Genomic DNA, 22,946 nt, shown 5'->3' with positions numbered 1-22,946 from the left:
ATTAATCACTCCTTAATTAGTGACTTAAGCGTACGGTTAACTTTAAACAAGGCGCCATCCAACCACTGCGGTCGAATACTGTTTAAGAGCACAAATAACTTCTCGGGAAAGCCGATAATTCGGCCTATCTGACCCTTTTCTATTTGCTTAATAATGCACTGGGCCACGACCTCCGGCGTATCTTCGGTCGTCTTGGTACGCGCATTAAGTGCTTGCATTAACGGTCCGTTAAACCCCGTTTTTATGGCACGAGGTCCGGTATACATCACGTGTACAGAGGTATCTGATAACTCTCGCCTTAATGATTCGGTAAAGCCTTTGAGTCCAAACTTTGTAGCACAATAGAGCGTTTGCCCTGGAAACCCGATACTGCCAAACACCGACCCCACATTTAGAACAAAGCTACGACGTAACTTAAGCTCAGGTAGCAGCTCAGCTGTCAGCAAGATAGGCGCCAGCAAGTTAATAGTTAACATCGCCTCAGCTTGTGAATATTGCTGTTCAAACACACCCTCGGCGGCCAGGCCTGCATTATTGATAAGTCCGGTAACCGGCAACGTGTCACTTTGCGAGTGAAGGTGCTCCACCAACAGGTTGCGAGCATTGGACTGAGTAATATCCGCAACCCAGTAGTCCTGCTGTAACGATTTCGCTAATTGAGTGAGCGCCGCTTCATTACGCCCAACTAAGGTCAGACGTGCTCCCAACTCAGTCAGTTGACTTGCCAACTCACGACCAAGCCCACCGGTCGCTCCGGTTAGAACGATGTGTTGTGCGTTCCAGTCCACACGCATAGTTACTCTCCAGCCAAAGTAGGAATTGCGCGGAACATCTCACCGTAGAGGTGGTAGACACTACGGGCCGTACGAATAATCGCTTGCTGAGCCTCAACATCGGTTAATTGATTCATGAGATCTTCAAAAAATTTAACGTGGTCCTGGTCCAAATCGCCGTGCGACAATAAGTAACTAAATGCGCTGTTAGGTAGCTCAAGGCGCGCCTGAACCTTGTGTGCAGCTTGTGTTGCCAACTGCACACTGGTGCCTTCGAGCACATGTGCCATGCCGAAAAAAGCAGCGGGGTGATAGCGCTGCATGTGGTCATACACCACAGATACCATCGCATCAGTGCTCCAGTGAGGTTCCGCATTTTTAATCTGTTCAGGATCCGCACCGGTTGCCTTCAAATCGTTCAAAATCCAACGCTCGTGACCGTACTCTTCTTCGATATACTCGACGACCGCTTTGCGTAACCACTCGAGCGAGTCGGGCAACAAACTACCGGCGCGCATCAATAGTGGTACCGTATGTTTTACATGATGATAGGCTTGTCCCAAAAAGGCTTGGTAGCGCGCTCGAGTAATATCACCCGCAAAGGTATCTTTGATAACAGGTGCACTCAGCAAGAAGGCTTGTTCAGTCTTGGTTTGGTCACATAATGCGTTGAAAAATGTCATAGTTAGTACTCCAATGATGACATACTGAATGGATAACGGCTTAAAATGGCTTGGCGTCGTAGTCGCCCCGTCCCCGTGAGTTGCTGGTTCGCCACAGTAAATGGCGTAGAGATAAATTCGATATCCTTTATTTGTGCATAGTCCGGCAGTTTCATATTCACTCCCTGCACTGCTCGCTCGATTTCATTACGTTCAGCCGAGCTAACAATGAGAGCCCGCAGTGGGTGCGACTCATCGCCACTGACACACACTTGGCTAATTACCGAGTTTGTTAGCAGTTCTGTTTCGAGCCACTCGGGATCGACGTTACGGCCGTAGGGCGTCACGATGATGTTCTTCTTTCGACCATCGATATATAAATGACCAGACTCGTCAAAGTGGGCGAGATCACCTGTGGCAAGCCACTCAGCGGCCAAAGCCTCGTCTCCTAAGTAACCCAACATTAGGGGAGAACGGATAAACAATTCACCGCTTCGAATTTGCCCAGACACGTGTGGAAGCAACGTGCCAACAGAACCTAAGGGACGTGCCTTTGAGATATCATTTAAAGCAACCACAGAAGCGCATTCGGAAAGGCCATATCCGACAACGATAGGAAGCCCGAGGTCCATCGCTCTTTGCTCTTGCGCTGTGGCAAGTCGAGCGCCTCCGACAGCAATAAACTCAAACTGCTGCGCGGATAACCCAAAGTACTCAACACCGGCACAGATCACCTCGAGTAAAGCTGGCGGGATGACCAAGGTAGAGATTTGGTAATGCTTCAAACAATTAATAAACTGCTCAACGTCCAAGTCACTAGCCCCCTTGAGACCTAATGAAGGGCTCGGCAATACAACGACTTCGGCACCAAGCGCTAGCGTCACATAGACACCGGCGATATTTTCTAATAGCACAGCCAGCGGCATGACAACCAAGTGCCGAGAGTGCAGCTGACTGGGCAGCTTATCGAGCAGACTCGTTACCACTGTGGCTATACCATCTGCCGATAAACAAACACCTTTCGGCTGCCCTGTACTACCTGAGGTGTAGGTGATTTTTTGTGTTCCATCAGGCAAACGTGCTTGCAGCTCAGTCGATGAGAGTTTAAAGATAGCGGGAAAGCCCGTCTTACCGGGTATACGTTCTATTGTAACGACTTCACGTAGATCGGTATCGAGCTGCATACCGATAAGTAGTTGCGCTGCACTATCGTGTAGTACATTTTGCTGTTGTTCGACACTAAAAAATGGCGGAATAGGAATCAGTATTTTAGCTGCCCGTAAACATGCAAGATCCCAAATAACCCAGTCAAAGCTGTTGTCTAACGCCATTGCGATACGAGTTTCCGAGCGAGAATTAAGCCAAGCAACCGCATCCGCTACGCGCGCCCAAAGCGCTCTGTAAGTTAACTTTTGCTCTGCACTACGTAACGCCACACTGTCGCTCAATGCATGACGCTGCAGTAAAGTCATTAGATCAAGCATGAGCGCGCTCCTGAAATGGTTGCTCTAGAAAGCACGCTGGCTCCGCATCAGACGCTGGGTAGCTATCAGTCCAGCCTGCAAACACACTCGGTTGGTGAGCGTAGTATGAGCCCCATTCTGCGTTTGCATCCACTTGCAACTTACTTCGTTCAGCAAGCGCTATCTTTTGCAATACGATGCCGCGGCGCGCTAAAAAGTGAGCCAAACCACGCGTTGCTGTAAATAACACCACTGTCCTGCGAATATCACGTAATGCCAGCACGATAGCCTCGACAAGATCCGGTAAATAACGTCGCCCAAGCGTTGCCATTGAACCCACCTCGGCGATTTCTAACCGTGCTGGCATGCGCTTACCTAAGATCGAGTAGTTGACCAACGGCTGAGTCATATATTGCTCAGAGAATAACGTGCGTTGCTCGGCGAGCTGGACACCGCAAGCGGCGACGAGTAAATCATTCTGATAAACCGCAAGGATATTTTCTGGTAGCTGTGTGATGCAGGCATTAAAGCTGAACCAGTAACGTTCACATATAAAATGCTCCGCCTCTAAACGCCTTGGATCGGACGGTTTGATCCAACACGCGGTGAGCCGAATGTGACTATTCTCTTTAAGAGTGAATTTCTGATTCGATGGCATGAAGCTATCTCCAACATAATGAGCATGACTGCCGAAACTAGAGATAACTTTAGAGGGGTTTTCTTAAATATTTCTTAAGATAAATTTTATGGGAATGATTTCTTTACATCAGAGAAGTTCAGAATAAATTTCAAACGACATTGTTGCGAATAGTTATCATTTAAACTAATCTTGTCAATTATCATGTAAATAAGGAAGACGATTATGCAACCGATCGCCTCACAAGTTGGTCGTATCAGTATTTCGATTGACCGCAATCAATTGCTCAAGCTCATGCAGTCGCAAGCGATAGTGGCTTGCGACTTAAAAGCATGTGATGCAAACAGTCAATCCTGCCTCAAGCAACTTGTGCTCGAGTGTAGCAAAAATGACTTTAATGACGGTTAGCGTAAATAGTTTAACGCGCCAACAACCGCAGCTACTTGTGCGTCAATACATTGCTCGGGCGTGGCATTTTCACTATCTGGGTAAACCTCTGTCGTCGTCGCATACATCGCTTGACTCAGACCAATACACAAACCCAGTTCATGGGTTGGATAACTAATCACGCCGGGGATATCAATATCCGTTCCAATTAACCGGTTATTCTCGTCTGCCGGAGCTATATGAGTGACTTTAGCCACTTCCGCGAGTACCGCTTGCTGAAACTCAATTTGTTTATTTTCCGAGTTAGTGACTAAATAGAACCCATCCGGAATGTTCCAATTAGTATTTATTTCACCATCTCGTGCTGCTTTGGCAGGACGAAACTCTGAATTGTCAGTGTTCGTTGTCTCGTGCAAATCAACATGCGCGAGTAAATCAACATCGAGATCCTCTATCAGTTGTAGTACAAAACCTGACTCTTGCGCGGGGCTCGGCTGATAAAACGAACGATTAGGGTCAACGGCATCGGGGTTCCAACGATTAATAGTCTCGTAACCCCAAGGACTAATACACGGAGTTACAATAAAATTGAACACGTCTTGATGCGCTTGCATTTGCTCATCAATAAATTTAAGCGCACCATGCACTCCGCTGGTTTCATAACCATGAACACCGCCGGTCACGAGTACCGTCGGCTTTTCATCGTCCCAGTCAAGTGACAACACCGCATACAAAGGGTAACGCCGATTCGCGTAATCCAACTGACCATATTCACGCACGTCAAACCGCGCTTTAAAGCGCTCTATTTGACTAAGAACGTCAGCTTCGTACGAACGTTGAACCCGCTGTTGTTGCAACCACTCTTTCTTTTCTGACTCGCCCCAAGGCTGACCCGGGACACCGATTGGATATTGCTGTTGTTGCAAAATCTTGACTCCCAACAGTTATTGTTCAAAAGGCTATGCTAACACAGCGCCCATTACGAATTCGATTAAAACGCGCGAACGATAGCAACCAACGTTGAAAAGCATTACCATAGGCGGCAATTTTTTCTCGCTGTAAAAATTCCATGAGTTATTCACGACTGCAAATCGCACTCGCCATTTTTGCTATGGCCATTGGGACCTTTTCAATCGGCATTGGCGAGTTCGTCATGATGGGGCTTCTTCCCAACGTAGGGGCTGACTTTAATACCACCGCTCAGCAGACAGGTCACCTGATCAGTCTATATGCGCTTGGTGTGGTAATAGGCGCCCCCCTTATCACTTTACTAGGTGCACGCATTCCACGTAAGCCGCTGATCATCACGTTAATGATGGTGTATGCAATCAGTAATTTACTCAGCGCTCGCGCAGATAGCTTTTTGGAACTGCAACTGTTCCGCTTTATCAGTGGCCTACCTCACGGTGCCTACGGCGGTATCGTATGCCTAATGGCCGCAGGGCTGGTTAATAAGTCGCAACGCGGCATGGCGGTCACCATGGTCATGATGGGCTTAACCATTGCAATTTTAGTCGGTAACCCGCTCGCTACCTGGTTCGGTCAATTGCTGGATTGGCGCACCGTGTATATCGGAGTCGGTGTTGTGGCATTAAGTGCGGCGATTTTAGTCGTTGCCTGCGTACCACAGCCCAAACAAACGTCAGCCACGCGCGTACGAACCGAACTACGCGCGCTAAAAAATAGTCAAGTATTGCTCACGCTGGCTATCGGGAGCGTAGGCTTTGGTGGCATGTTCGCCGTATTGAGTTACCTCTCGCCTACTTTACTTGAAGCAACTAAAGTACATGAGTACTGGATACCCATTGCACTACTTATCTATGGCTTAGGTTCATTCACCGGCAGTATTGTCGGAGGCAAACTGACCGACCTTAATATGAAATGGGCAATTGCAGGTGCTTTAACCTGGGCCATCATTGTGCTGGCTGTTTTTCCGCTCAGTATCTATTCGCTCTACACTATTTTGCCGATGGCATTTTGCTTGGGTACAACCGCAATGTTGGTTCCTGCACTACAAGTCAGACTCATGGATGTTGCCGGCGAATCACAAACACTTGCCGCTTCGCTCAACCATGCAGCATTTAATATTGCCAACGGTTTAGGTGCCTTTTTAGGCGGCTTATCGCTGAATACGTCCCTTAGCTGGCAAGCAACGGGCTGGGTTGGTTGCTTATTGGCACTTGCGGGGCTTATGGTGTTTACCATCACCAAATATCACAGTCGCAAAAGCTCAGTACACTTAAGTTTGTAGATATTATGAATATTTTCTCGATGTTTTTAATTGGCTTAGCCATGTCAACCGATGCTTTTGCAGCTGCAATTGGTAAAGGTATTGCTATGCGTACGCCGACCCTCAAGCAAGCACTAAAAATAGGTCTTTTGTTTGGTGTCGTCGAAGCGATTACACCGATGCTAGGTTGGTTATTGGGTAAAGCCGCTGCGCAAGTTATTTCCGAGTACGATCACTGGATAGCCTTGGTATTACTCAGTCTGTTAGGCCTGCACATGATAAAAGAGGGGCTGTCACCAGACGATGAACAGGAAAGTGAAGTCGATCCGACCCAACAACCCTTTTTGAAGCTATTTCTGACCAGTATTGCCACATCTATTGATGCAATGGCGGTCGGTGTGGGCATGGCATTTCTTGATGTAAATATCTTACTTGTTGCTGTGATTATCGGCTGCTCAACCTTTGCAGCGGTAACTATTGGCGTCATGATCGGTCGCTATGCGGGCTATATTATCGGTCGCTATGCGGAAATAGTCGGCGGCATCGTTCTTATCGGTGTCGGTATCGCTATAGCTGCAGAGCACGTCGGGTTACTGGGGTAACCCGACGACTATTTAGGCGTTTTTAGTTTTTACATAAAAGTAGATTGCATAAAAAACACATAAGCCAATCACTATCGCTAAGCCAGTAAATGAAAAGAATATCACAGGGTCTTTAAAGAACTGTTGCCAAATACTCATCACGCTATCTCCAAACAAGTTATCTACCGCTCAGTTTAATAACTCAACCTTGTTAACCCATTGACCTAAGTCATGAAAACTTTAACTTGCAAGACAGGTTAAATGCGTTAACTATGGTTTGATGGCTTGCTAATGGAGACAATTTCATGCACAAACTTTTGTGGGTGCTGATCTTTACGGGCTGCTTAATTTGGTCGGCGTATCATCCAAAAGATCCGATGACATGGTGGTTAGAAGTTCTACCCGCGTTGCTAGGTGCCCTTTTGCTAGCGGTCACCTATCGACGATTTACCTTTACGCGTTTAGTGTACGGTTTAGCCCTCGTACATTGCGTTATTTTAATGATCGGTGGTCATTATACTTATGCCGAAGTCCCGTTCTTTAACACCCTCGGCGACTATTTTGGTTGGCAACGGAATAATTACGACAAACTAGGTCACTTTGCTCAAGGCTTCGTCCCAGCCATGGTGGTGCGTGAGTTCGTTGTGCGTAATCACCTTATTTTCGGTCGCCTATGGCAGTTTGTATTTATTACCTCATTTTGTTTAGCATTCAGTGCTTTTTATGAGTTGATTGAGTGGTGGGTTGCTGCGGCCACCGGCGAAGGTGCAGAGGCCTTCTTAGGCACACAAGGTTACGCTTGGGATACACAGTCAGATATGGCATTTGCGCTTTTTGGCGCAACGTCAGCTTTGTTGTTACTCTCAGGCATACATAATCGGCAAATTGAACAGAAGCGTTCACTCTATGGCAGAACACAATAAACACAATAATGAGTCTAATCTAGGTCTTAGTATGGGCATCGGCATCGCCCTAGGCACCGCTATAGGTGTTGCTATGGATCAACTTGCAATGGGTGTTGCATTAGGCGTCGCATTCGGCGCCGCCTATGGCTTTGCAACTAAAAAGAAGCCTGACTCGGATAGCGATAAATCAGACTAAGCGCGCGGTAAGTAGTCACCCAGATAATCGTCGTCAGCGAATAACTCGGCGAGAATGGCTTGCTCGGTTTGGTTTCGATCATGCTCTTTTGTAGGCAATCGAACAATTAAATGCAGCTCTTCCGCACATTGCAGTTGGATGGTCACGCGCGGTTCAACAACGGGTTGTTCGAGCCCTGTCCGATAACTCAGACGTGCAAAATGTCGTTTAGCTTGATCAATGTACGGCTCGCTGTATTTCTGTGCTAATTGTAATAACTTTTCTTGTGCCGGTCGCCATTTGTGCTGACGCAGAAACGGCACACTGAACGTATGTAAAACAAAATCTTGCGAATAACTTTCATTGATCACCGCCTCACTCGCGAACAATGAATTAGGTAACACGATGAGTCGACCACTCCGCTGTTGCATGGCTTTTCCCGGCCCAACCTCAAGAATCGTTGTGGTCAACAGGTTCTGATCGATAACGTCGCCACGAAACTCTTTAACCTGTATGCGATCACCAATGTTAAACGAGCGCGCTCCCCCTTTAATGAGTGCCCCCGAAACACAAAGAATCAACTCTTTGGTTGCAATGACGAGAGCCACTGCGATGGCGACCATCGATAACGCAAAGGTTCTTAACTCATGCCCCCAAATCACCACCAAGCCAAGAATTAAGATAATCAATAAAATATTTCGCAGTTGGATAAGCCAACGTCGACGCATCTCACTTGATTGAATATTGCGACGAATAAAGCGACGCAGCAAAAAGCGACTCACTGCCACGACCAAGATTAATAATAAGGTACTAATCGTCAGACGAATCAACGACTCGGAGTTCTTTAACTCCTCTATAAATGCATTAAGTGCCGACTGCATGACGTCTGACATAGATAACCCTCAAAAAAATAGAAAATAACGTTCAACTATTATGATCGTTTATTGCAAAACTCGTGTAAATACACTGTGACAGCTATATTTTTCTACTATATTAGAAATCGTTCTAATTAAACAGGAGGTGTTTCATGGCATCAGTAAAAACTTTATCACTCGTAAGTTTGATGGCATTAGCAAGCTTAAGTCTTGCTGCGTGTTCACAAGAATCAGCAGAAGACAAGACTGAACAAGCAATGGAGTCTGCAAAAGATACAGCCGATAAAATGGGCGATGCTGCAGAACAAAAAATGGAAGAAGCTGGAGAGTACCTTTCAGATTCTGCTATTACTGCAAAAGTTAAAACGGCTCTGTTTGACAACGGCGGCTTAGATAGCTCAAAAATCAGTGTCGAAACCCGCAACAAAACCGTTTACTTAAGCGGTACGGTAGCGACCGAAAATGATGCTGAAACTGCCGGCCAATTAGCTGAAGGCGTTGACGGTGTTGAAGACGTCGAAAATGACATTGTAGTAGGCAACTAAGTTTTTTTACTAAAGTTACGAGCCCGTTTAAACACGGGCTCGTGCGCTTATCAACGTATTGCGCGGCGTGAGCTCACGTTCGCAGAAAGCCTTTAATGAGACCTCGTAGCCTTGCTCCTGCAAAAAAACAGCTCTATCAAGCAATAACCAACGTTCAATATACGGCTGAAATTTCAGTCTTACCTGTTCTATCGCCTCAGTAACTAAAAACCGCTGCTTACCTATTGCTAGCCAGTACTCGGCATCAAAACTTAAGTCTAGACTCATCCCATGTTGTGCTGCAGCCCAGCGACAAAAATCCTCAAATGGGCCCGCAAAGATTGCTTTGGATACAGAATTAAGCGGTCGGTAGCAAGGATCACTTAACTGATCTTGACGCCAAGACTCATAACTTAAGCGCCACACAAGCTCCGTTTGACGCAGGCCTCGCTCTCGTCGCCCCGCTGTAACAAGCCCCTGGGCTGCGAGCCTTAGCGCGTTTTTACTCAGTCTAAAGTCACACGCTTGTGCAATCTTGGATAACGGTTCGTAGTAAGCCTGTCGAGTCAAATGATAGCAGCAAGGCGCCACGAAAATATCCCGCACTTGCGCCTCAGTAGCATGCTCCAACAATCGAATATGTAAGTCGCCGCAGGCGTGCAGAGCCATTGCCGTTTGACTGTTACGAAGCGTTTGCTGAATTTTACCATCATCCGTCGTCGCTAATACATCCTGTTGAATAAACGTCTGCGGCAACTGATGATGCCGTGCTAGCTCAGCGCCCTCCGCACACAACGCCGATTGCCATTCAATACTGACCACCGGGCGTTGTTGAGTAAAGCTCAATAATCGCCCTAAATGCCCTTTGCCAGCACACCATTCTGTGGCTATCGCCAACTGGTTCGGTACCTGAGCGATAAACGCCTGCACTTGCGCTAATTTTCGGCCTTTGATGCCTTGGGTAAGCCAAAATGGCGGAGGAAACTCTGAGGCTTCACTCGGTTCATAGGGCCAAACGGGATCAACTAATGACCGCATGCCGTCAAGTACCCTAGCTAGCGTCGACTCATCTTCCCACGGCCACTCGGAGTGTTCGAATGCAACGATATCCCAAAAAGCCCTGCTATCTGAAAGCGCCTGACTGTATTGCTTAAGCAGTTCTTTTAAGTCCACAGCATTAACCTAATCAATGACCCGTTATTAGTTTATCTTACTCGATAGCCATTCTTCCAGACAGCCTGAGGTTCTAATAAAACATGCATCCCCTGCTCCGGTGATGAGTCGATCAACACCATGTCTGCGCGTTGCCCGACTGCCAGCCGTCCTCGATTGTTAATTCTCCAACGGCTAGCCGCGAGCGCGGTTGCTGAGTTAATCGCAACTTGCCAGTTTACGTTTTGTGCTTCGAGCCACATCAGTTCCGCAATTAGACTAATACCGTGTGCGGTACCTGGGTTTGGCGCATCACTCCCCACCAGCACATCAATCCCGCTTTCATCAAGCAACCGAGTGTTAAGTTTTAAGTTATTATAAAATTTAGTTGATACCATACTCCCGCCACCACTACTTAAATTATTTGCTTTCTGCTGATTAAAACAGTCCCCACAGGCTGGTAACAGTACCTGTTTATTAAATTCACCGTGCACTAGGTGCTCATAAATAATGTTGGTTGGTACGATAAATACCTGTGAATCTTCCATTGTATCAATCAGTTCTTCACTCATGGGCTTGTCAAAAAAGCCATGCACCAAGCCATCAGCGCCCGCAGCAACCGCCTGCTCTGCGGAAAGGTGATCGGCGACATGCACGACGGCTAACACCTGCTGAGCATGCGCCGCCTGAATTACACGTTGCAGTTGTTGATAACTGATCGATGGTCGGTGAGGGTAAGCAGCGCCTTCTGCGGTATACACAATCTTAATAAAGTCAGAACCTTCAGCAATCCGTTCCGATACAGCCTCTTCGGCGCTATCATCGTCAGCGAGCGGGTGAGGGCTAAACCCAAACTGTGTTCCATGTCCTTCAGGCGCCGTAACCAACCGGCCAGCCCCCCACATATCAGCCTCCTGTTGCAATTGCACTGAGCTACGCTGTTGCCGAGCTTTAGCTAACTCGGTTGGATGCCCGAATAGATCAATCACCGTTGTGACACCAAAATCAAGTGCTTGTTCTCGTGCTTTACCCCACGCGTGAACATGGCTATCAATCAACCCAGGAATAAGCCACTGACCCGGCTTGGTCGGATAAACGCGTTGATTAGCATTCGGTGGCTGCGAGCCAACGCGCACAATAACGCCCTCTTCGACCGAAACATAATGCGCTTGTAACACGCTCTCACCATCGAATACATTGATAGGTCCAACGACAAAGCTATTATCTTCGACGGGAGCAGGCTCAGGTAATAACCACAGTAGCGCAGCGACAACAACAATGCCGATGATCCATGTAAGTTTACTCATGAGTGGCTCCCACTAAAGCGTCCAGATAGGCCTTTAAGTACTGCCATCATGCTTATACTGAACAGACACAAGTAAATAATATGCCAATACAAGCTGACCTCATCACCCTTTCCGATGACCGCATAACCCAATTGCACTAAATGATAACTCGGCAGCCCATAAGCGACCCACTGCACCCAGTCGGGCATTAAAAACAGCGGAAACCACAAGCCAGACAGTAACGCCATGGGCAGATAAACCAGATTAACGACGCCGGCTGCAGCGCGATCGGCGACTAAGGCCCCAATGAGCATCCCTAAAGCAGCGAAAGGTAACGTACCTAAAGTAAAAATAAGCGTTAAGAGTCCCCACTGCCAAAACCACAATCGAACACCAGCAAGCCAAGCAGACTCGATGTAAAGCAAGAGTAGGATCACTGCAGAAAAAAGGGCGCTATTGACGAGCTTGGCAAAAATAAAACTATTAAACTGCATAGGCGATAATAGCTTTAAGGTGAGCCAACCATGTGTGCGTTCACTCGCAATACTCACCGCAAGGTGAAAAAACGGTGGCCCCATAATGCCAAAACAAGCATATGAAATAAGAAGGTAATCACTGTGGCCGTTGGAAAAATCCACCATGATGCCAAAAAAGAAGTAAAACACGACTGGGAATGCAAACGCCGGGAGGTAAAAGCTAGGCGATCGCAATAACACCCGCATATCCATTTGAGCTTCGACTAACCATTGGTTCATGACGCATTTTCTCCGATCAAGGTGGACATCAGTTGTTCTAACGACATACTTTTTATAGGTAATTTTTCGGCGGGCGCCTGTTTACGCAAAAGCACGACAGAGTCAGCCAATTGATAGGCTTCTTCGATATAGTGTGTGGTTAAAATAATTGCGACCCCCTGACTTTTTAGTGACTCGATACAACGCCACATCTGCTGTCGTGTATTGAGATCCATTCCAACGCTGGGTTCATCCAAAAACAGTAATTGAGGTCGCCCAATCAGTGCCAGTGCAAACATGACACGCTGCTGCTCACCACCCGACAAGACAGCAAAACGCTTGTCCAGTAACGACGCGATAGGAAGGAGTTGCTTCAATTCCTCGATACCGACGGGACTGCTGTAGTAACTCCGATAAAGTGTAATCTGCTCGTGCACGGTCAATTGTCCATTCACAGCCCCCTCTTGCATGACCACGCCCCAACGCTGTTTTAATGAGGGACTGCGATATTTGCTCGGCTGCTGTTCATCAAACAGGCTGATTTGGCCTGCGTCCGGAGCAGTCAGTCCAAGAATGCAGCGAATAAGCGTTGTCTTACCGACGCCATTCTCACCTAGCACCGCAACGACTTCACCACCGTTAACATTCAATGAAAAGTCGCTAAGTACGGGTGTGTTAGCGTAGGACTTCGATAAATTTTTAATTGATAGAACCGTCATTACTCACCTCCATTTTCTGCTAGATTAGTGAATTAGCGATAAAGGGGTCAGTCATCTTTGTCATTTGATTGTGATGACAATTGTCACTAGCATGAAATGAAGGTTCGTTTCATAATGCGGCTATGAAACTAAAACAACCACAGCTCTGTCTTGAACGTAAGTACGCTTGGGTTTACTTGATGAACCTGGGCTTCTTCGTCGTGCCGATGTTTCTATACCCGTTCACGGTATTGGAATATCTCGCGATGACAGCTGCGCTGATTGGCTTTGTGGCAAGCTACTATTGGGCATTCAGCGTTTCCTCAGCTCACATGTTGAAACCGATTATCGTTATGTATGGGATCGCATGCGCAATTACCCCAATTAACCCCGCATCAATCACCATGTTCGCCTTTATTGGCTTTTTCCTGGGGTTCGCCTATCGTCTGCTACCCGCTCTATTGGGGCTACTTGCTATTATATTGACACTTGCGTTGTTGCATTACTATGTCGTCGACACGTGGTCTTGGTTTGTTTATTACGGCGCAATATTAACCACGGCGATTCTTATCATTGGACGTGTCGAGCGCGTGCGTCAAAAGCACTTGTTGAGCCAACAACGCACTGATCTAGAAATTGAACAGCTCGCTACAACATTAGAACGCGAGCGCATTGCTCGCGATCTGCACGATACTTTAGGGCATACGCTCACTAGTGTGCTACTCAAGGCTGAATTGGCTCAGCGCCACATCCACTCGGGTCAGAGTGATGCAGCCAGTCATCACTTAAAGGAACTGACCGATATTGCACGGACGTGTTTAAAGCAAGTCAGAGAGAGCGTGACCGGTTATAAGCATGGCGGTTTTGACTTTGTGCTACAACAACTGTCCGTGCGCTTACAGGAAGCGGGATTCAAAGTTCATGTTGAGGGGACGCTTAGTCAGTTAAATAGAGCTTATGAAACGCCGCTTGTTCTAGCGCTCACCGAACTCGTGACAAATATCATCCGTCACAGCGAAGGGGATCACGTTCTCATAAAGCTTATAGACAAGGCTGATAATATCCACATTGAAGTATTCGATAATGGTCATGTGACTGAGTTCGAGTTTGGTAATGGCTTGTTAGGGGTTAATGAACGCATCGTACGCCTCGGTGGACATATTGATATCAACACAACAAAAGGCTGCCAAGTAAAGCTCTTCTTACCCGCAGCCGCAGTGGAATCCTGACTATGAAAATATTATTGGCGGAGGACCAAGCAATGGTGCGGACTGCCTTGGCGAGTCTGTTGCGCTTGGATGGTGGTTATGAGGTAGACGAAGCCGCTGATGGAAACGAGGCTAAAGCTCAACTTAAAAAGAACGCTTACGATTTACTTCTGACAGATATAGAGATGCCTCACATGACCGGGATTGACTTAGTGCAGTGGGTTAAGGCTAATTCAACAACCACTAAAACGGTGATCATTACTACATTTAACCGGTGTGGTTACGTGAGTCGCGCCGTCCAAGCGGGCGTCGATGGTTTTCTACTCAAAGATGCGCCGGTCGAGCAACTCATGCAATCGTTAACCGCTATTTTGGCAGGCAAACGCGTCATTGACTCTGAGCTACTGCTCAACAGCTTTAATCAAATTGATCCGCTAACAGAAAAAGAACGCAAAGCCCTCCGATTAGCCGCCGATGGGCTAGCAACATCAGCGATTGCCAAGCAACTATTTATCGCTGAGGGCACTGCGCGTAACTACCTATCGGAAGCGATTGCAAAAGTCGGTGCTAAAAACCGCGTCGAGGCGGCTCGTATTGCCCAGCTAAAAGGATGGTTATAGATTATTAACTAGGTATCGTTAACCAAAGACTCCCCATCAGCAATAAAGTTAACGTTATAATTGGTACGAATAATGCCGTCGAATGCTTCTTCATAGCGCCCCCAATTTGTTGTTATTTTTGTTAACGTATTGTTATAGAAAAAGATTTATCGTGTGTCAATGCTTTGCACTTCGTGCTACGCTTGATCGCGCAATCACTTCGACCCTCTTTTTCAGAAAAAGTTCAATTTTTATGTATGATCACGCGTCTGAAATAGCTAACGCTGCTGAATTGCTTCGTGGCAACACCCCGTTTACTTTGTTGTCAGGCGCGGGGCTAAGCACCGATTCGGGCATCCCCGCCTATCGTAATGCTCAAGGTCAGTGGGTTCACGCGCCACCCATGCAACATCATGACTTTATGAATAATGATGCGGCGCGAAAACGCTATTGGGCGCGTAGTCTTGGCGGCTGGTTAAATTTATATCATGCGCAACCAAACCGCGCACATCAGGTTATCGCACAGTTTCAACAACACGGGTTAATAGATACCATTATTACGCAAAATGTCGATGGGCTTCATCAAAAGGCGGGTAGCTCATCGGTGATTAACCTTCACGGATATGCCAACGACATCGTCTGTATGACATGTGGCGATCGCTCACCTCGCTTCGAATTACATCAACGATATGCCCAGCTCAATCCGCAATTTAATCAATCAACCACCGCCATTAAACCGGATGGCGACGCAACACTATCAGCACCAACGGATGAGTTTAAACTCATCCATTGCGATCATTGTGGCGGGATCTTAAAGCCTGATGTGGTCTACTTCGGAGATAATGTACCCAAAACACGAGTTGAAGCCTGTTATCAAGCCATTGATAATAGCGCAGGCTTGTTTGTCGTAGGCTCCTCTTTAAAAGTTTTCTCGGGGTTCCGCTTTGCCCGATACGCTCATCAACACAATAAACCGGTTATTCTTCTTACTAAAGGTATTACTCGTGCCGATGAGCTAGCCACCATAAAACTCGACGCAAACATCTCTAGCACATTACTTCAATTGAGCCATTTGCTCATCGACTAATCATCGTCCAGTTTGTCCATAGCGGTGACGATACGTTCACTTAATTGTGATAATGAGAGTGTATTATCATGCAAAGAGTCGGCTTGCTCAGACGCATCATCACACAGTTCACTCAGTGTCTGAATATTAATACTTATAGAGTCTGTAGCACGATTTTGCTCCTGTGTTGCATCTCGTACGGCCGCTATTTCGTCGCTAATAGCAGTAATCATCTGTAACATGGTCTGTGCTTGGCTGATACTGCTATCCGCGATGCTTTCCGCGTACTTTGACGATTCAAGCGCTTCATCGGAGGTGTTCGCCGACTCGGCGATTAATGCGCGCAATTCTTCGGTCATACTCGTTATATCTTTGGTCGATTGCTGGGTTTTATGCGCTAAAGCCCTCACTTCGTCAGCAACGACGGCAAAACCCCGTCCTTGATCACCCGCCCGTGCCGCTTCAATCGCCGCATTGAGCGCTAACAAATTAGTTTGTTCAGCAATATTTTCGATAATCACTACAAAATCATGAATTTTAGCAGCGCTTTTCTCAACCTTATCAAAACTCACATCAAACCGAGAAACAGCTGCGGTCAAGGCTTTTAATCGCTCGAGCAGAGACTGAAACTGCGCGTTAGAGCTTTGACTGAGTTCACTTACCTGCTCGGCATTTTCATTTACACGATCAATGGATTGGGCAACTTCAGACATACTTGTTGAGACTTCTTCTGTTGTCGTTGCTAACTGACTCGATTGTTCATTCAGTCGATCGGAGGTCAACCGCGAGCGGTCAGAGCTTTTCGAAGTCTGCTCCGCCAGTTTATTCAGTTGTTCCGCCGAGTCATCGACCTCTCTTAAGATACGTTGAAAACGCTTCAGCGCCCGACTTAAATTACGTGCAATGCGACCAAATTCATTTTCCTTATCCAGATCAACTCGAGCATCTAAGTTACCATCACCAATCGCTTGTGCCATCTGCGAAAGTTCGGTCAATCCAAAGTGTAGACTACGACGAACCAATATGAACAGCAGAATGGATAACGAGATTAGTAACACTATAATGCCATTGAGTAACACCGACGCACCAACAAATGTGCTGATATAAAAACAACATGCGACTAGCAGAACGACTAATAGATTAATGGTGTTGAGGGTATTTACGGGTAACTTTCTAAACGTCATTGATACGGCTCTTTAATGAATTTTCAACGGTTATAATGACCCATTGTTGAGTGACCGCTATATGTTTATTGTTATAAAAAGGGGATATTTCTATATTTTAAACAAATATGCGTACTCAACGGAGCGATGCTTCAAAATAATTGAAAAGTTACTAAAAAACCAATCAAAGGAGCACACGACAGTGCTGTTCGGCGAGAGTTTAACCATTAAGTACGTTTTAAATACAATAAACGCAGGCCGATGAAAGCCTGCGTTTATTATTTAATTACAACAATCTTTACTATGGATTATAAAAAGCATCCAGTGTTACGCCACTGAAGCTTTGATAAGCACGAATTCCAATATGCCAAGTACCTGACTGTGGATTCGAGAAGCTACAGCTTTCATTATTGCCACTTAAATAAGGACGACAATCGTAACTATTGGTTCCGGGTTGGCTTCCATATTGGACATATAAGTCGGCATCACCTGAGCCGCCTGAGATATCAATATCTAAGCTGCTCATACCCGCAGGTACTTCAATCGTATAACGCACCCAGTTACCTGTTGATGCGGAAAGGTCGCTGACACTACCGCCACCACCGGTCGCGCCGCCATCACCCGGATCTCCCGAGCCGCCACCCGAAGCGCTGGTTACTGCACTGCTGGCATCGACAATACCGGTGCCACAACCACTACAACTTCCTGGAAAGCTTCGTGCTGTTTGCTTCAATATGCTCTCAACATCATCCGGGCTAGCGCTCGGGTTAGCCTCTTTAATCAATGCCGCTACACCCGCTACGTGAGGCGTGGCCATTGATGTTCCTTGGCTATAACCATAAGTATCACTACCTGGTGTACTACTACCCGAGTTGTAGGTAGAAAGTACGCCATTCGGATCGTTTGCGTAAGACATTGCGCCACCCGGTGCAGCAACATCCACGTTAGAGCCGTAGTTAGAGTAGTAAGCTCGGCTTCCATTGCGGTTAGTCGCCGCAACGTTCACGACGCCACTACAGTTACCCGGATTATAATTGGTCGAGTTATCATTGCTATTGCCTGATGCCACAACCACCGTGGTGCCGTTACCTCGGGCAATATTAATAGCCTGCTGCGTTGCGCTCGAGCAAGAGCCCTGTCCACCTAAGCTCATATTGATAACGTCGGCTGGATTCGCATTGCTTGGTACGCCCGATACCGAACCACCTGAGGCCCAAATAATACCATCAGCGATATCTGCCGTGGTACCGCCGCAACGACCGAGAACACGCACAGGTACGACTTTTGCCCCGTATGCAACCCCAGCAACGCCTTGGCCATTGTTAGTTACAGCGGCAATGGTGCCCGCAACATGCGTACCGTGCCAGCTTGAGTCCTGATCTTGAGCAGGATAGCCGTTACCGCAGGCTCCCGCACTCACCCAGTCACCCGGATCGCGAGGATCAGAGTCACGGCCATTACCATCATTACCAATGAAGCTATTCGAAATCATGTCATAGCCGGGTAAGATGTTACCTACGAGATCACCATGAGGGCGGTACCCAGTATCTAGAACAGCCACCACGGTGCCTGCTCCAGTCACGCTATTCCAGGCGTTTTCAACATTAAGCCCGCCAGTGGACTCGTAATAGTGCCACTGATCGTTGTAATCCGGATCGTTGGGAGTCGCAAAGTGACGTAATAATTTGTTTTCTTCAACACTCGCCACCTCAGGGTGCTTGGCAATTTGCGCCATCATCTTTTTCGCCTGTCCGGGCGGAATTTTCTTATCAAGATCAAACACAAAATGGTTAGCCAGACCCATTTCACGCTCAAACTTAATTGAATCCCCGGTCTGGGCAGAGAAATCGCGTGCGACACGACTCGCTGCATTGGCTACTGCGGCTGCACGATTAAGACCTCGTTGCGCTGCTTGATTCGCCATCTCATTCATTACTTGTGAACGTTCTTTAAAGGTAACAATGAAGCCTGTCGTCAACGATTGTTGAGGCGTTATGTTTTGTGACGGAAGTCCTACTGACGCCTTAGGCGGCTGAAAAGATTGGTTAACCGCGACAGCTGAGGGGACCACTGCGGTCGAAAGTGCAGCACTCACCCACACGGCAAGTCTTTGATTTTTCTTAGAACTTATATGTTTATACATGGTTAACCTTTTTTTGTTATTTGAAGATCACTGACCAAAGCCAGTTACTTATCATTAACACATGTATATTTTGTGTAAACAAATGTGACGTCAATTTTACATTACATTTACACATATTGACATCACAAAAAGGCATAAGCAACGTCTGTATTTGTTTTTAGCGGGGTGTCACTATATGCTCCAATAAAATCAATTTGAGGAAATCAAATGTCAGCATTTCAATCCCCTTTACCCACGCTGTTGATCATTTTAGCGATCATCATTTTATTAGTGCTATCTGTTCGAATCGTTCCGCAGCAACAAGTTTATGTTATTGAGTTGTTTGGTAAATATCGCCGTATGCTCACTCCTGGCTTAAACTTTATTATTCCGATTATCGAACGCGTAGCTCACAAGCAGTCAATGCGAACGCGAGAGTTACAAGTCAGTGTTGAAACGAAAACACAAGATAATGTCTTTGTAACCGTCCGCGTCAGTGTGCAGTATCGAGTCGAGAATAAAGACGCCGTTTACAATGCTTTCTACCAACTCGAAGACCCCGAGCGTCAGATGGAAAGCTATATTTTTAATTCGGTGCGTGCGCAAATACCTAAACAACCACTCGATGAAGTATTTGATAATAAAGATGCGATCAGCGACGCAGTGCAAGCAGAATTAGAGAGCGTTATAGAAGGTTACGGCTTCAATATTATTGCATCGTTGGTTACCGACATTGACCCTGATGAAGAGGTCAAACATTCAATGAATAAGATCAACGCAGCCGAACGTGAGCGTCGAGCAGCAGAACACCAAGCAGAAGCTGAAAAAATCCTCGCGGTTAAGAAAGCTGAAGCCGATAAAGAGTCAAAAATTCTACAAGGTGAAGGTGTCGCGGGACAACGCAAAGCCATCGCTGAAGGCTTAAGCGAAAGTATCGCGTTGGTGCGTAAAGAAGATAGCGATATCAGCGCTCATGATGTTATCGATCTTCTTAAATTTACTAACTATGTCGACACCCTTGCAGCCCTTGATACTGCAAATAGCAAAGTGATTATGGTACCGATGCCAACGAATCAGTTTGAGCAGTTTAATCAGGCCGTTATTCGAGGAAATGAGGCTAGCGCTAAAGACTAGCCTCATGACTTAGTTATTCCTGATTTGGAATAATGCGTAGTTCGACGCGGCGGTTTTGTTGACGACCTTGTGCAGTGTCATTGCTCGCCACAGGCATACTCTCACCAAAACCCTGCGTCGTCACACGACGTGAGTCGACACCATAACCGACTAAATAGTTACGCACCGCGTTGGCTCGATTCAGCGATAATTGTTGGTTATGTTCAGCAGATCCCGTGCTGTCCGTATGACCCTCAATCATCATGGTCGTTTTATTGTACTTATTCAGCACTGCGGCTACGTCTTCCAACACAGGATAGAAATTCTGAGAAATATTCGCACTATCGGACGCAAAGGTGATGTTTCCGGGCAGTTGCAAACGAATATTATCGCCATCACGAATCACTTGCACACCAGAACCGGCTAGCTCTTCACGAAAAGCCTCCTCCTGCTTATCCATGTAGTTTCCGATGGCGCTACCCGCAAGTGCGCCGACAGCTGCGCCCCAAAGATAACGGCTTTTATCATGATCGCCCGTACCTTTACCGATAACGGCACCTGCGACCGCACCAATTGCCGCGCCCTTCTGTGTATTGCTCATGGTATTCGAGCAAGCCGACAGTGCCAACGCACTCGCCACACCTAAAACGATGAGTCGTTTGTTCATAAACAATCCTCTTTGCCTATATTCGTTCCACTAAAATTAGCATGTCTTTACAAAATATCTGTAGCGCTTTTCATGATCTTTACGCATGTGCTAAAGCGAAACGATCAATCCAAAATAGCTACGACACGTAGAACAAAGGCACACATATAAAGTAAATTGGAGTAAAAGATGTCTGAAGTAGCAAACAAAGTCGTTATTATCACGGGTGCAAGTAGCGGTTTAGGCGAAGAGACTGCTAAAATGTTGGCTCACAAAGGCGCAAAGCTGGTTTTAGGTGCTCGTCGCGAAGAGCGGCTTAAAGCGCTCACCGATACTATCAACAGTGAAGGTGGCGAGGCTATTTACAAGACCGTCGACGTGACCGATAAAGCCCAAGTGCAAGCGTTAGCCGACACCGCATTAGAGCACTTTGGACGGATTGATGTACTGGTTAATAATGCCGGTCTCATGCCACTGGCTCCACTCGATGAATTGAAAATTGATGAATGGGACCAAATGATCGACGTTAATATTAAGGGTGTCATGTATGGAGTGGCAGCTGTACTGCCGAGTATGCGCAAACAGAAGGCCGGTCACATTATTAACTTGTCATCCGTCGCAGGTCATGTGGTGTTCCCTGGCGCTACCGTTTATTGCGCGACAAAATTTGCTGTCAAAGCAATCAGCGAAGGCATTCGTCAGGAATCAAATGGCGAGGTCAGAGCGACCAATATTTCACCGGGTGCTGTAAGTACTGAATTGACTGACCATATCAGTCACAAGGACTCGAAAGAAATGGCGGATGATCTGTATCAAGACGCAATCGGCTCTGACTCTATCGCACGTGCAATCACGTTTGCGATTGAACAACCGAGCGAAGTCGACGTTAATGAGATGATTATTCGTCCTACAAAGCAGGAGTTGTAGTTTGCCGCAAGTGAGTATTTTAGACTTAGCGCCCGTGCCAGATACTGGCACGGTTGCTGAGTCGCTTAAAAACGCTGTTCATATTGCTCAACAGGCCGAGAAATGGGGTTATCATCGTTATTGGATGGCTGAACATCATAATATGACAGGAATCGCGAGCGCCGCAACAGCGGTTGTTCTAGGTCATATCGCGAGTCAGACTCAATCCATTCGGATCGGTTCCGCTGGTATCATGTTACCCAATCACGCGCCCTACATTGTTGCCGAACAATTTGGTACGCTCGATGCTTTATATCCCAACCGCATCGACTTGGGGTTAGGTCGAGCTCCGGGTACTGATGGAAGAACACTGCGCGCTCTTAGGCGAACACCCAATGACGCCGAGCAATTTCCTAATGATGTGCAAGAGCTGCTCGGCTATCTCGCCGAGGCTGATGAAGACGATTCGATTAAAGCGATTCCCGGTTTTCAGCAAAACATTCCTGTTTGGATACTCGGCTCGAGTACTTTTGGTGCTCAACTCGCCGCGCGACTCGGGCTACCCTACGCGTTTGCATCTCACTTCGCTCCCGATCATCTAAGCCATGCCTTAACGCTCTATCGAAAGCAGTTCAAACCGTCACGATACCTTGAACAACCGTACGCGGCTGCCGCATTAAACCTTTTTGCAGCGGATACCGATACCCAAGCTCGCCGCATGATGACATCGATGCAGCAACAGTTCATTAATTTACGTCGCGGGATGCCCGGACGCATGCAGCCCCCTGTCGATGATATTCAAACGATCGCGGATCCTTATGAGTTAGCCGCAGTAAATCATGCTTTAAACTTCACCGCGGTGGGAACTAAAGACACGGTTGCTCGCCACCTCAATCAATTTATTGAGCAAACACGAGTCGACGAGGTAATCCTAACTTGCAACGCCTATGATGTTGACGACCGCTTACGCTCGTTTGAGATTGGCTCTGAAATATTATTCAATTAATACAAGGTTAAATTTACTCGTTGTCTTAATAGTTT

26 protein-coding genes are annotated in these 22,946 nt (G+C 46.9%); 12 read left to right on the top strand and 14 right to left on the bottom strand.

Features of this window, described 5'->3' with window-relative positions:
• Positions 1-5: 5 nt before the first annotated feature.
• The 4 genes from BFR57_RS02780 to BFR57_RS02765 are packed head-to-tail and all read right to left on the bottom strand — an operon-like array spanning position 6 to position 3,556.
• Positions 6-794 (bottom strand): SDR family oxidoreductase, encoded by a 789-nt coding sequence (locus BFR57_RS02780; protein WP_071462526.1) that lies wholly within the window; start codon positions 792-794, stop codon positions 6-8.
• 2 nt (positions 795-796) lie between these two features.
• Positions 797-1,456: an iron-containing redox enzyme family protein gene (locus BFR57_RS02775; protein ID WP_071462525.1), complete on the bottom strand. Its 660-nt coding sequence runs from the start codon at positions 1,454-1,456 to the stop codon at positions 797-799.
• A 2-nt stretch (positions 1,457-1,458) separates the two neighbouring features.
• Positions 1,459-2,919 carry an AMP-binding protein gene (locus BFR57_RS02770; protein WP_071462524.1) on the bottom strand — a complete coding sequence of 487 codons (1,461 nt, stop codon included), beginning with the start codon at positions 2,917-2,919 and terminating at the stop codon, positions 1,459-1,461.
• Positions 2,912-3,556, bottom strand: a complete 645-nt coding sequence (locus BFR57_RS02765) for a thermostable hemolysin (RefSeq protein ID WP_171903927.1) — start codon at positions 3,554-3,556, stop codon at positions 2,912-2,914. Before BFR57_RS02765 ends, BFR57_RS02770 begins: the two co-directional genes overlap by 8 nt.
• Positions 3,557-3,760: 204 nt before the next feature.
• Between BFR57_RS02765 and BFR57_RS02760 the strand changes: the two genes are divergently transcribed.
• Positions 3,761-3,943 carry a hypothetical protein gene (locus BFR57_RS02760; protein ID WP_071462523.1) on the top strand — a complete coding sequence of 61 codons (183 nt, stop codon included), beginning with the start codon at positions 3,761-3,763 and terminating at the stop codon, positions 3,941-3,943.
• Here the strand turns inward: BFR57_RS02760 and BFR57_RS02755 are convergent.
• Entirely contained in the window at positions 3,940-4,848 is a 909-nt protein-coding gene (locus BFR57_RS02755) for a M14 family metallocarboxypeptidase (RefSeq protein WP_171903926.1), read from the bottom strand. The two genes, BFR57_RS02760 and BFR57_RS02755, sit on opposite strands and share 4 nt — an antisense overlap.
• A 143-nt stretch (positions 4,849-4,991) precedes the next feature.
• On the opposite strand from BFR57_RS02755, the gene BFR57_RS02750 reads away from it, so the two are divergent.
• Together BFR57_RS02750 and BFR57_RS02745 are read left to right on the top strand one after the other, a co-directional pair.
• Complete coding sequence (locus BFR57_RS02750) at positions 4,992-6,173, top strand: MFS transporter (RefSeq protein ID WP_071462522.1); 1,182 nt, start codon at positions 4,992-4,994, stop codon at positions 6,171-6,173.
• 5 nt (positions 6,174-6,178) lie between these two features.
• Complete coding sequence (locus BFR57_RS02745; RefSeq protein ID WP_071462521.1) at positions 6,179-6,754, top strand: manganese efflux pump MntP family protein; 576 nt, start codon at positions 6,179-6,181, stop codon at positions 6,752-6,754.
• Positions 6,755-6,766: 12 nt separating this feature from the next.
• Here BFR57_RS02745 and BFR57_RS12685 read toward each other — a convergent pair whose 3' ends face one another.
• The gene (locus BFR57_RS12685) at positions 6,767-6,892 is read right to left on the bottom strand and encodes a DUF3149 domain-containing protein (RefSeq protein WP_083405003.1); all 126 of its coding nucleotides are present in this window, start codon (positions 6,890-6,892) and stop codon (positions 6,767-6,769) included.
• A gap of 146 nt (positions 6,893-7,038) precedes the next feature.
• Here BFR57_RS12685 and BFR57_RS02740 point away from each other — a divergent pair, with 146 nt between their 5' ends.
• Together BFR57_RS02740 and BFR57_RS02735 are read left to right on the top strand one after the other, a co-directional pair.
• Positions 7,039-7,656: a DUF2238 domain-containing protein gene (locus BFR57_RS02740; RefSeq protein ID WP_071462520.1), complete on the top strand. Its 618-nt coding sequence runs from the start codon at positions 7,039-7,041 to the stop codon at positions 7,654-7,656.
• On the top strand, positions 7,640-7,834 hold the full coding sequence (locus BFR57_RS02735) for an AtpZ/AtpI family protein (RefSeq protein ID WP_071462519.1): 195 nt from the start codon (positions 7,640-7,642) through the stop codon (positions 7,832-7,834). The genes BFR57_RS02740 and BFR57_RS02735 overlap by 17 nt, the downstream gene beginning before the upstream one ends.
• On the opposite strand, the gene BFR57_RS02730 is transcribed toward BFR57_RS02735, so the two are convergent.
• Positions 7,831-8,706, bottom strand: coding sequence for a mechanosensitive ion channel domain-containing protein (locus tag BFR57_RS02730; RefSeq protein ID WP_083405002.1), 876 nt, complete (start codon positions 8,704-8,706; stop codon positions 7,831-7,833). The two genes, BFR57_RS02735 and BFR57_RS02730, sit on opposite strands and share 4 nt — an antisense overlap.
• Before the next feature lie 134 nt (positions 8,707-8,840).
• On the opposite strand from BFR57_RS02730, the gene BFR57_RS02725 reads away from it, so the two are divergent.
• Positions 8,841-9,233 carry a BON domain-containing protein gene (locus BFR57_RS02725; RefSeq protein ID WP_071462518.1) on the top strand — a complete coding sequence of 131 codons (393 nt, stop codon included), beginning with the start codon at positions 8,841-8,843 and terminating at the stop codon, positions 9,231-9,233.
• Between the two features lie 27 nt (positions 9,234-9,260).
• Here the strand turns inward: BFR57_RS02725 and BFR57_RS02720 are convergent, their stop codons facing one another.
• Genes BFR57_RS02720 through BFR57_RS02705 form a run of 4 tightly spaced genes read right to left on the bottom strand, consistent with a single transcriptional unit; the run spans position 9,261 to position 13,103 of the window.
• On the bottom strand, positions 9,261-10,385 hold the full coding sequence (locus BFR57_RS02720; RefSeq protein WP_071462517.1) for a methyltransferase: 1,125 nt from the start codon (positions 10,383-10,385) through the stop codon (positions 9,261-9,263).
• A 32-nt stretch (positions 10,386-10,417) separates the two neighbouring features.
• Entirely contained in the window at positions 10,418-11,671 is a 1,254-nt protein-coding gene (locus BFR57_RS02715) for an amidohydrolase family protein (RefSeq protein ID WP_071462516.1), read from the bottom strand.
• Complete coding sequence (locus tag BFR57_RS02710) at positions 11,668-12,405, bottom strand: ABC transporter permease (protein ID WP_071462515.1); 738 nt, start codon at positions 12,403-12,405, stop codon at positions 11,668-11,670. The genes BFR57_RS02715 and BFR57_RS02710 overlap by 4 nt, the downstream gene beginning before the upstream one ends.
• A complete protein-coding gene (locus tag BFR57_RS02705; RefSeq protein ID WP_071462514.1) occupies positions 12,402-13,103 on the bottom strand; it encodes an ABC transporter ATP-binding protein in 702 nt (233 codons plus the stop codon). The genes BFR57_RS02710 and BFR57_RS02705 overlap by 4 nt, the downstream gene beginning before the upstream one ends.
• A gap of 122 nt (positions 13,104-13,225) precedes the next feature.
• Here BFR57_RS02705 and BFR57_RS02700 point away from each other — a divergent pair, with 122 nt between their 5' ends.
• The 3 genes from BFR57_RS02700 (at position 13,226) to BFR57_RS02690 (ending at position 15,976) form a co-directional block, all read left to right on the top strand.
• The gene (locus tag BFR57_RS02700; RefSeq protein WP_071462513.1) at positions 13,226-14,311 is read left to right on the top strand and encodes a sensor histidine kinase; all 1,086 of its coding nucleotides are present in this window, start codon (positions 13,226-13,228) and stop codon (positions 14,309-14,311) included.
• Positions 14,312-14,313: 2 nt separating this feature from the next.
• Entirely contained in the window at positions 14,314-14,910 is a 597-nt protein-coding gene (locus BFR57_RS02695; RefSeq protein WP_071462512.1) for a response regulator transcription factor, read from the top strand.
• Between the two features lie 232 nt (positions 14,911-15,142).
• Entirely contained in the window at positions 15,143-15,976 is an 834-nt protein-coding gene (locus BFR57_RS02690; protein WP_071462511.1) for an NAD-dependent protein deacetylase, read from the top strand.
• On the opposite strand, the gene BFR57_RS02685 is transcribed toward BFR57_RS02690, so the two are convergent.
• Together BFR57_RS02685 and BFR57_RS02680 are read right to left on the bottom strand one after the other, a co-directional pair.
• Positions 15,973-17,139, bottom strand: a complete 1,167-nt coding sequence (locus BFR57_RS02685) for a methyl-accepting chemotaxis protein (RefSeq protein ID WP_071462510.1) — start codon at positions 17,137-17,139, stop codon at positions 15,973-15,975. The two genes, BFR57_RS02690 and BFR57_RS02685, sit on opposite strands and share 4 nt — an antisense overlap.
• A 280-nt stretch (positions 17,140-17,419) precedes the next feature.
• Positions 17,420-19,261: a S8 family serine peptidase gene (locus BFR57_RS02680; RefSeq protein ID WP_071462509.1), complete on the bottom strand. Its 1,842-nt coding sequence runs from the start codon at positions 19,259-19,261 to the stop codon at positions 17,420-17,422.
• Between the two features lie 207 nt (positions 19,262-19,468).
• Here BFR57_RS02680 and BFR57_RS02675 point away from each other — a divergent pair, with 207 nt between their 5' ends.
• On the top strand, positions 19,469-20,374 hold the full coding sequence (locus BFR57_RS02675; RefSeq protein ID WP_071462508.1) for an SPFH domain-containing protein: 906 nt from the start codon (positions 19,469-19,471) through the stop codon (positions 20,372-20,374).
• 13 nt (positions 20,375-20,387) lie between these two features.
• Here BFR57_RS02675 and BFR57_RS02670 read toward each other — a convergent pair whose 3' ends face one another.
• Complete coding sequence (locus BFR57_RS02670; RefSeq protein ID WP_071462507.1) at positions 20,388-21,020, bottom strand: OmpA family protein; 633 nt, start codon at positions 21,018-21,020, stop codon at positions 20,388-20,390.
• Positions 21,021-21,188: 168 nt separating this feature from the next.
• On the opposite strand from BFR57_RS02670, the gene BFR57_RS02665 reads away from it, so the two are divergent.
• Together BFR57_RS02665 and BFR57_RS02660 are read left to right on the top strand one after the other, a co-directional pair.
• Positions 21,189-21,926, top strand: coding sequence for an SDR family oxidoreductase (locus BFR57_RS02665; protein WP_071462506.1), 738 nt, complete (start codon positions 21,189-21,191; stop codon positions 21,924-21,926).
• Between the two features lies 1 nt (position 21,927).
• Entirely contained in the window at positions 21,928-22,911 is a 984-nt protein-coding gene (locus BFR57_RS02660) for an LLM class flavin-dependent oxidoreductase (protein WP_071462505.1), read from the top strand.
• Positions 22,912-22,946: the final 35 nt, after the last annotated feature.

This window comes from Idiomarina sp. MD25a (genome assembly GCF_001870515.1).
Lineage (GTDB): Bacteria > Pseudomonadota > Gammaproteobacteria > Enterobacterales > Alteromonadaceae > Idiomarina.
The sequence above is the reverse complement of the archived record's forward strand: the minus strand, read 5'-3'. Positions and strand labels throughout refer to the sequence as shown.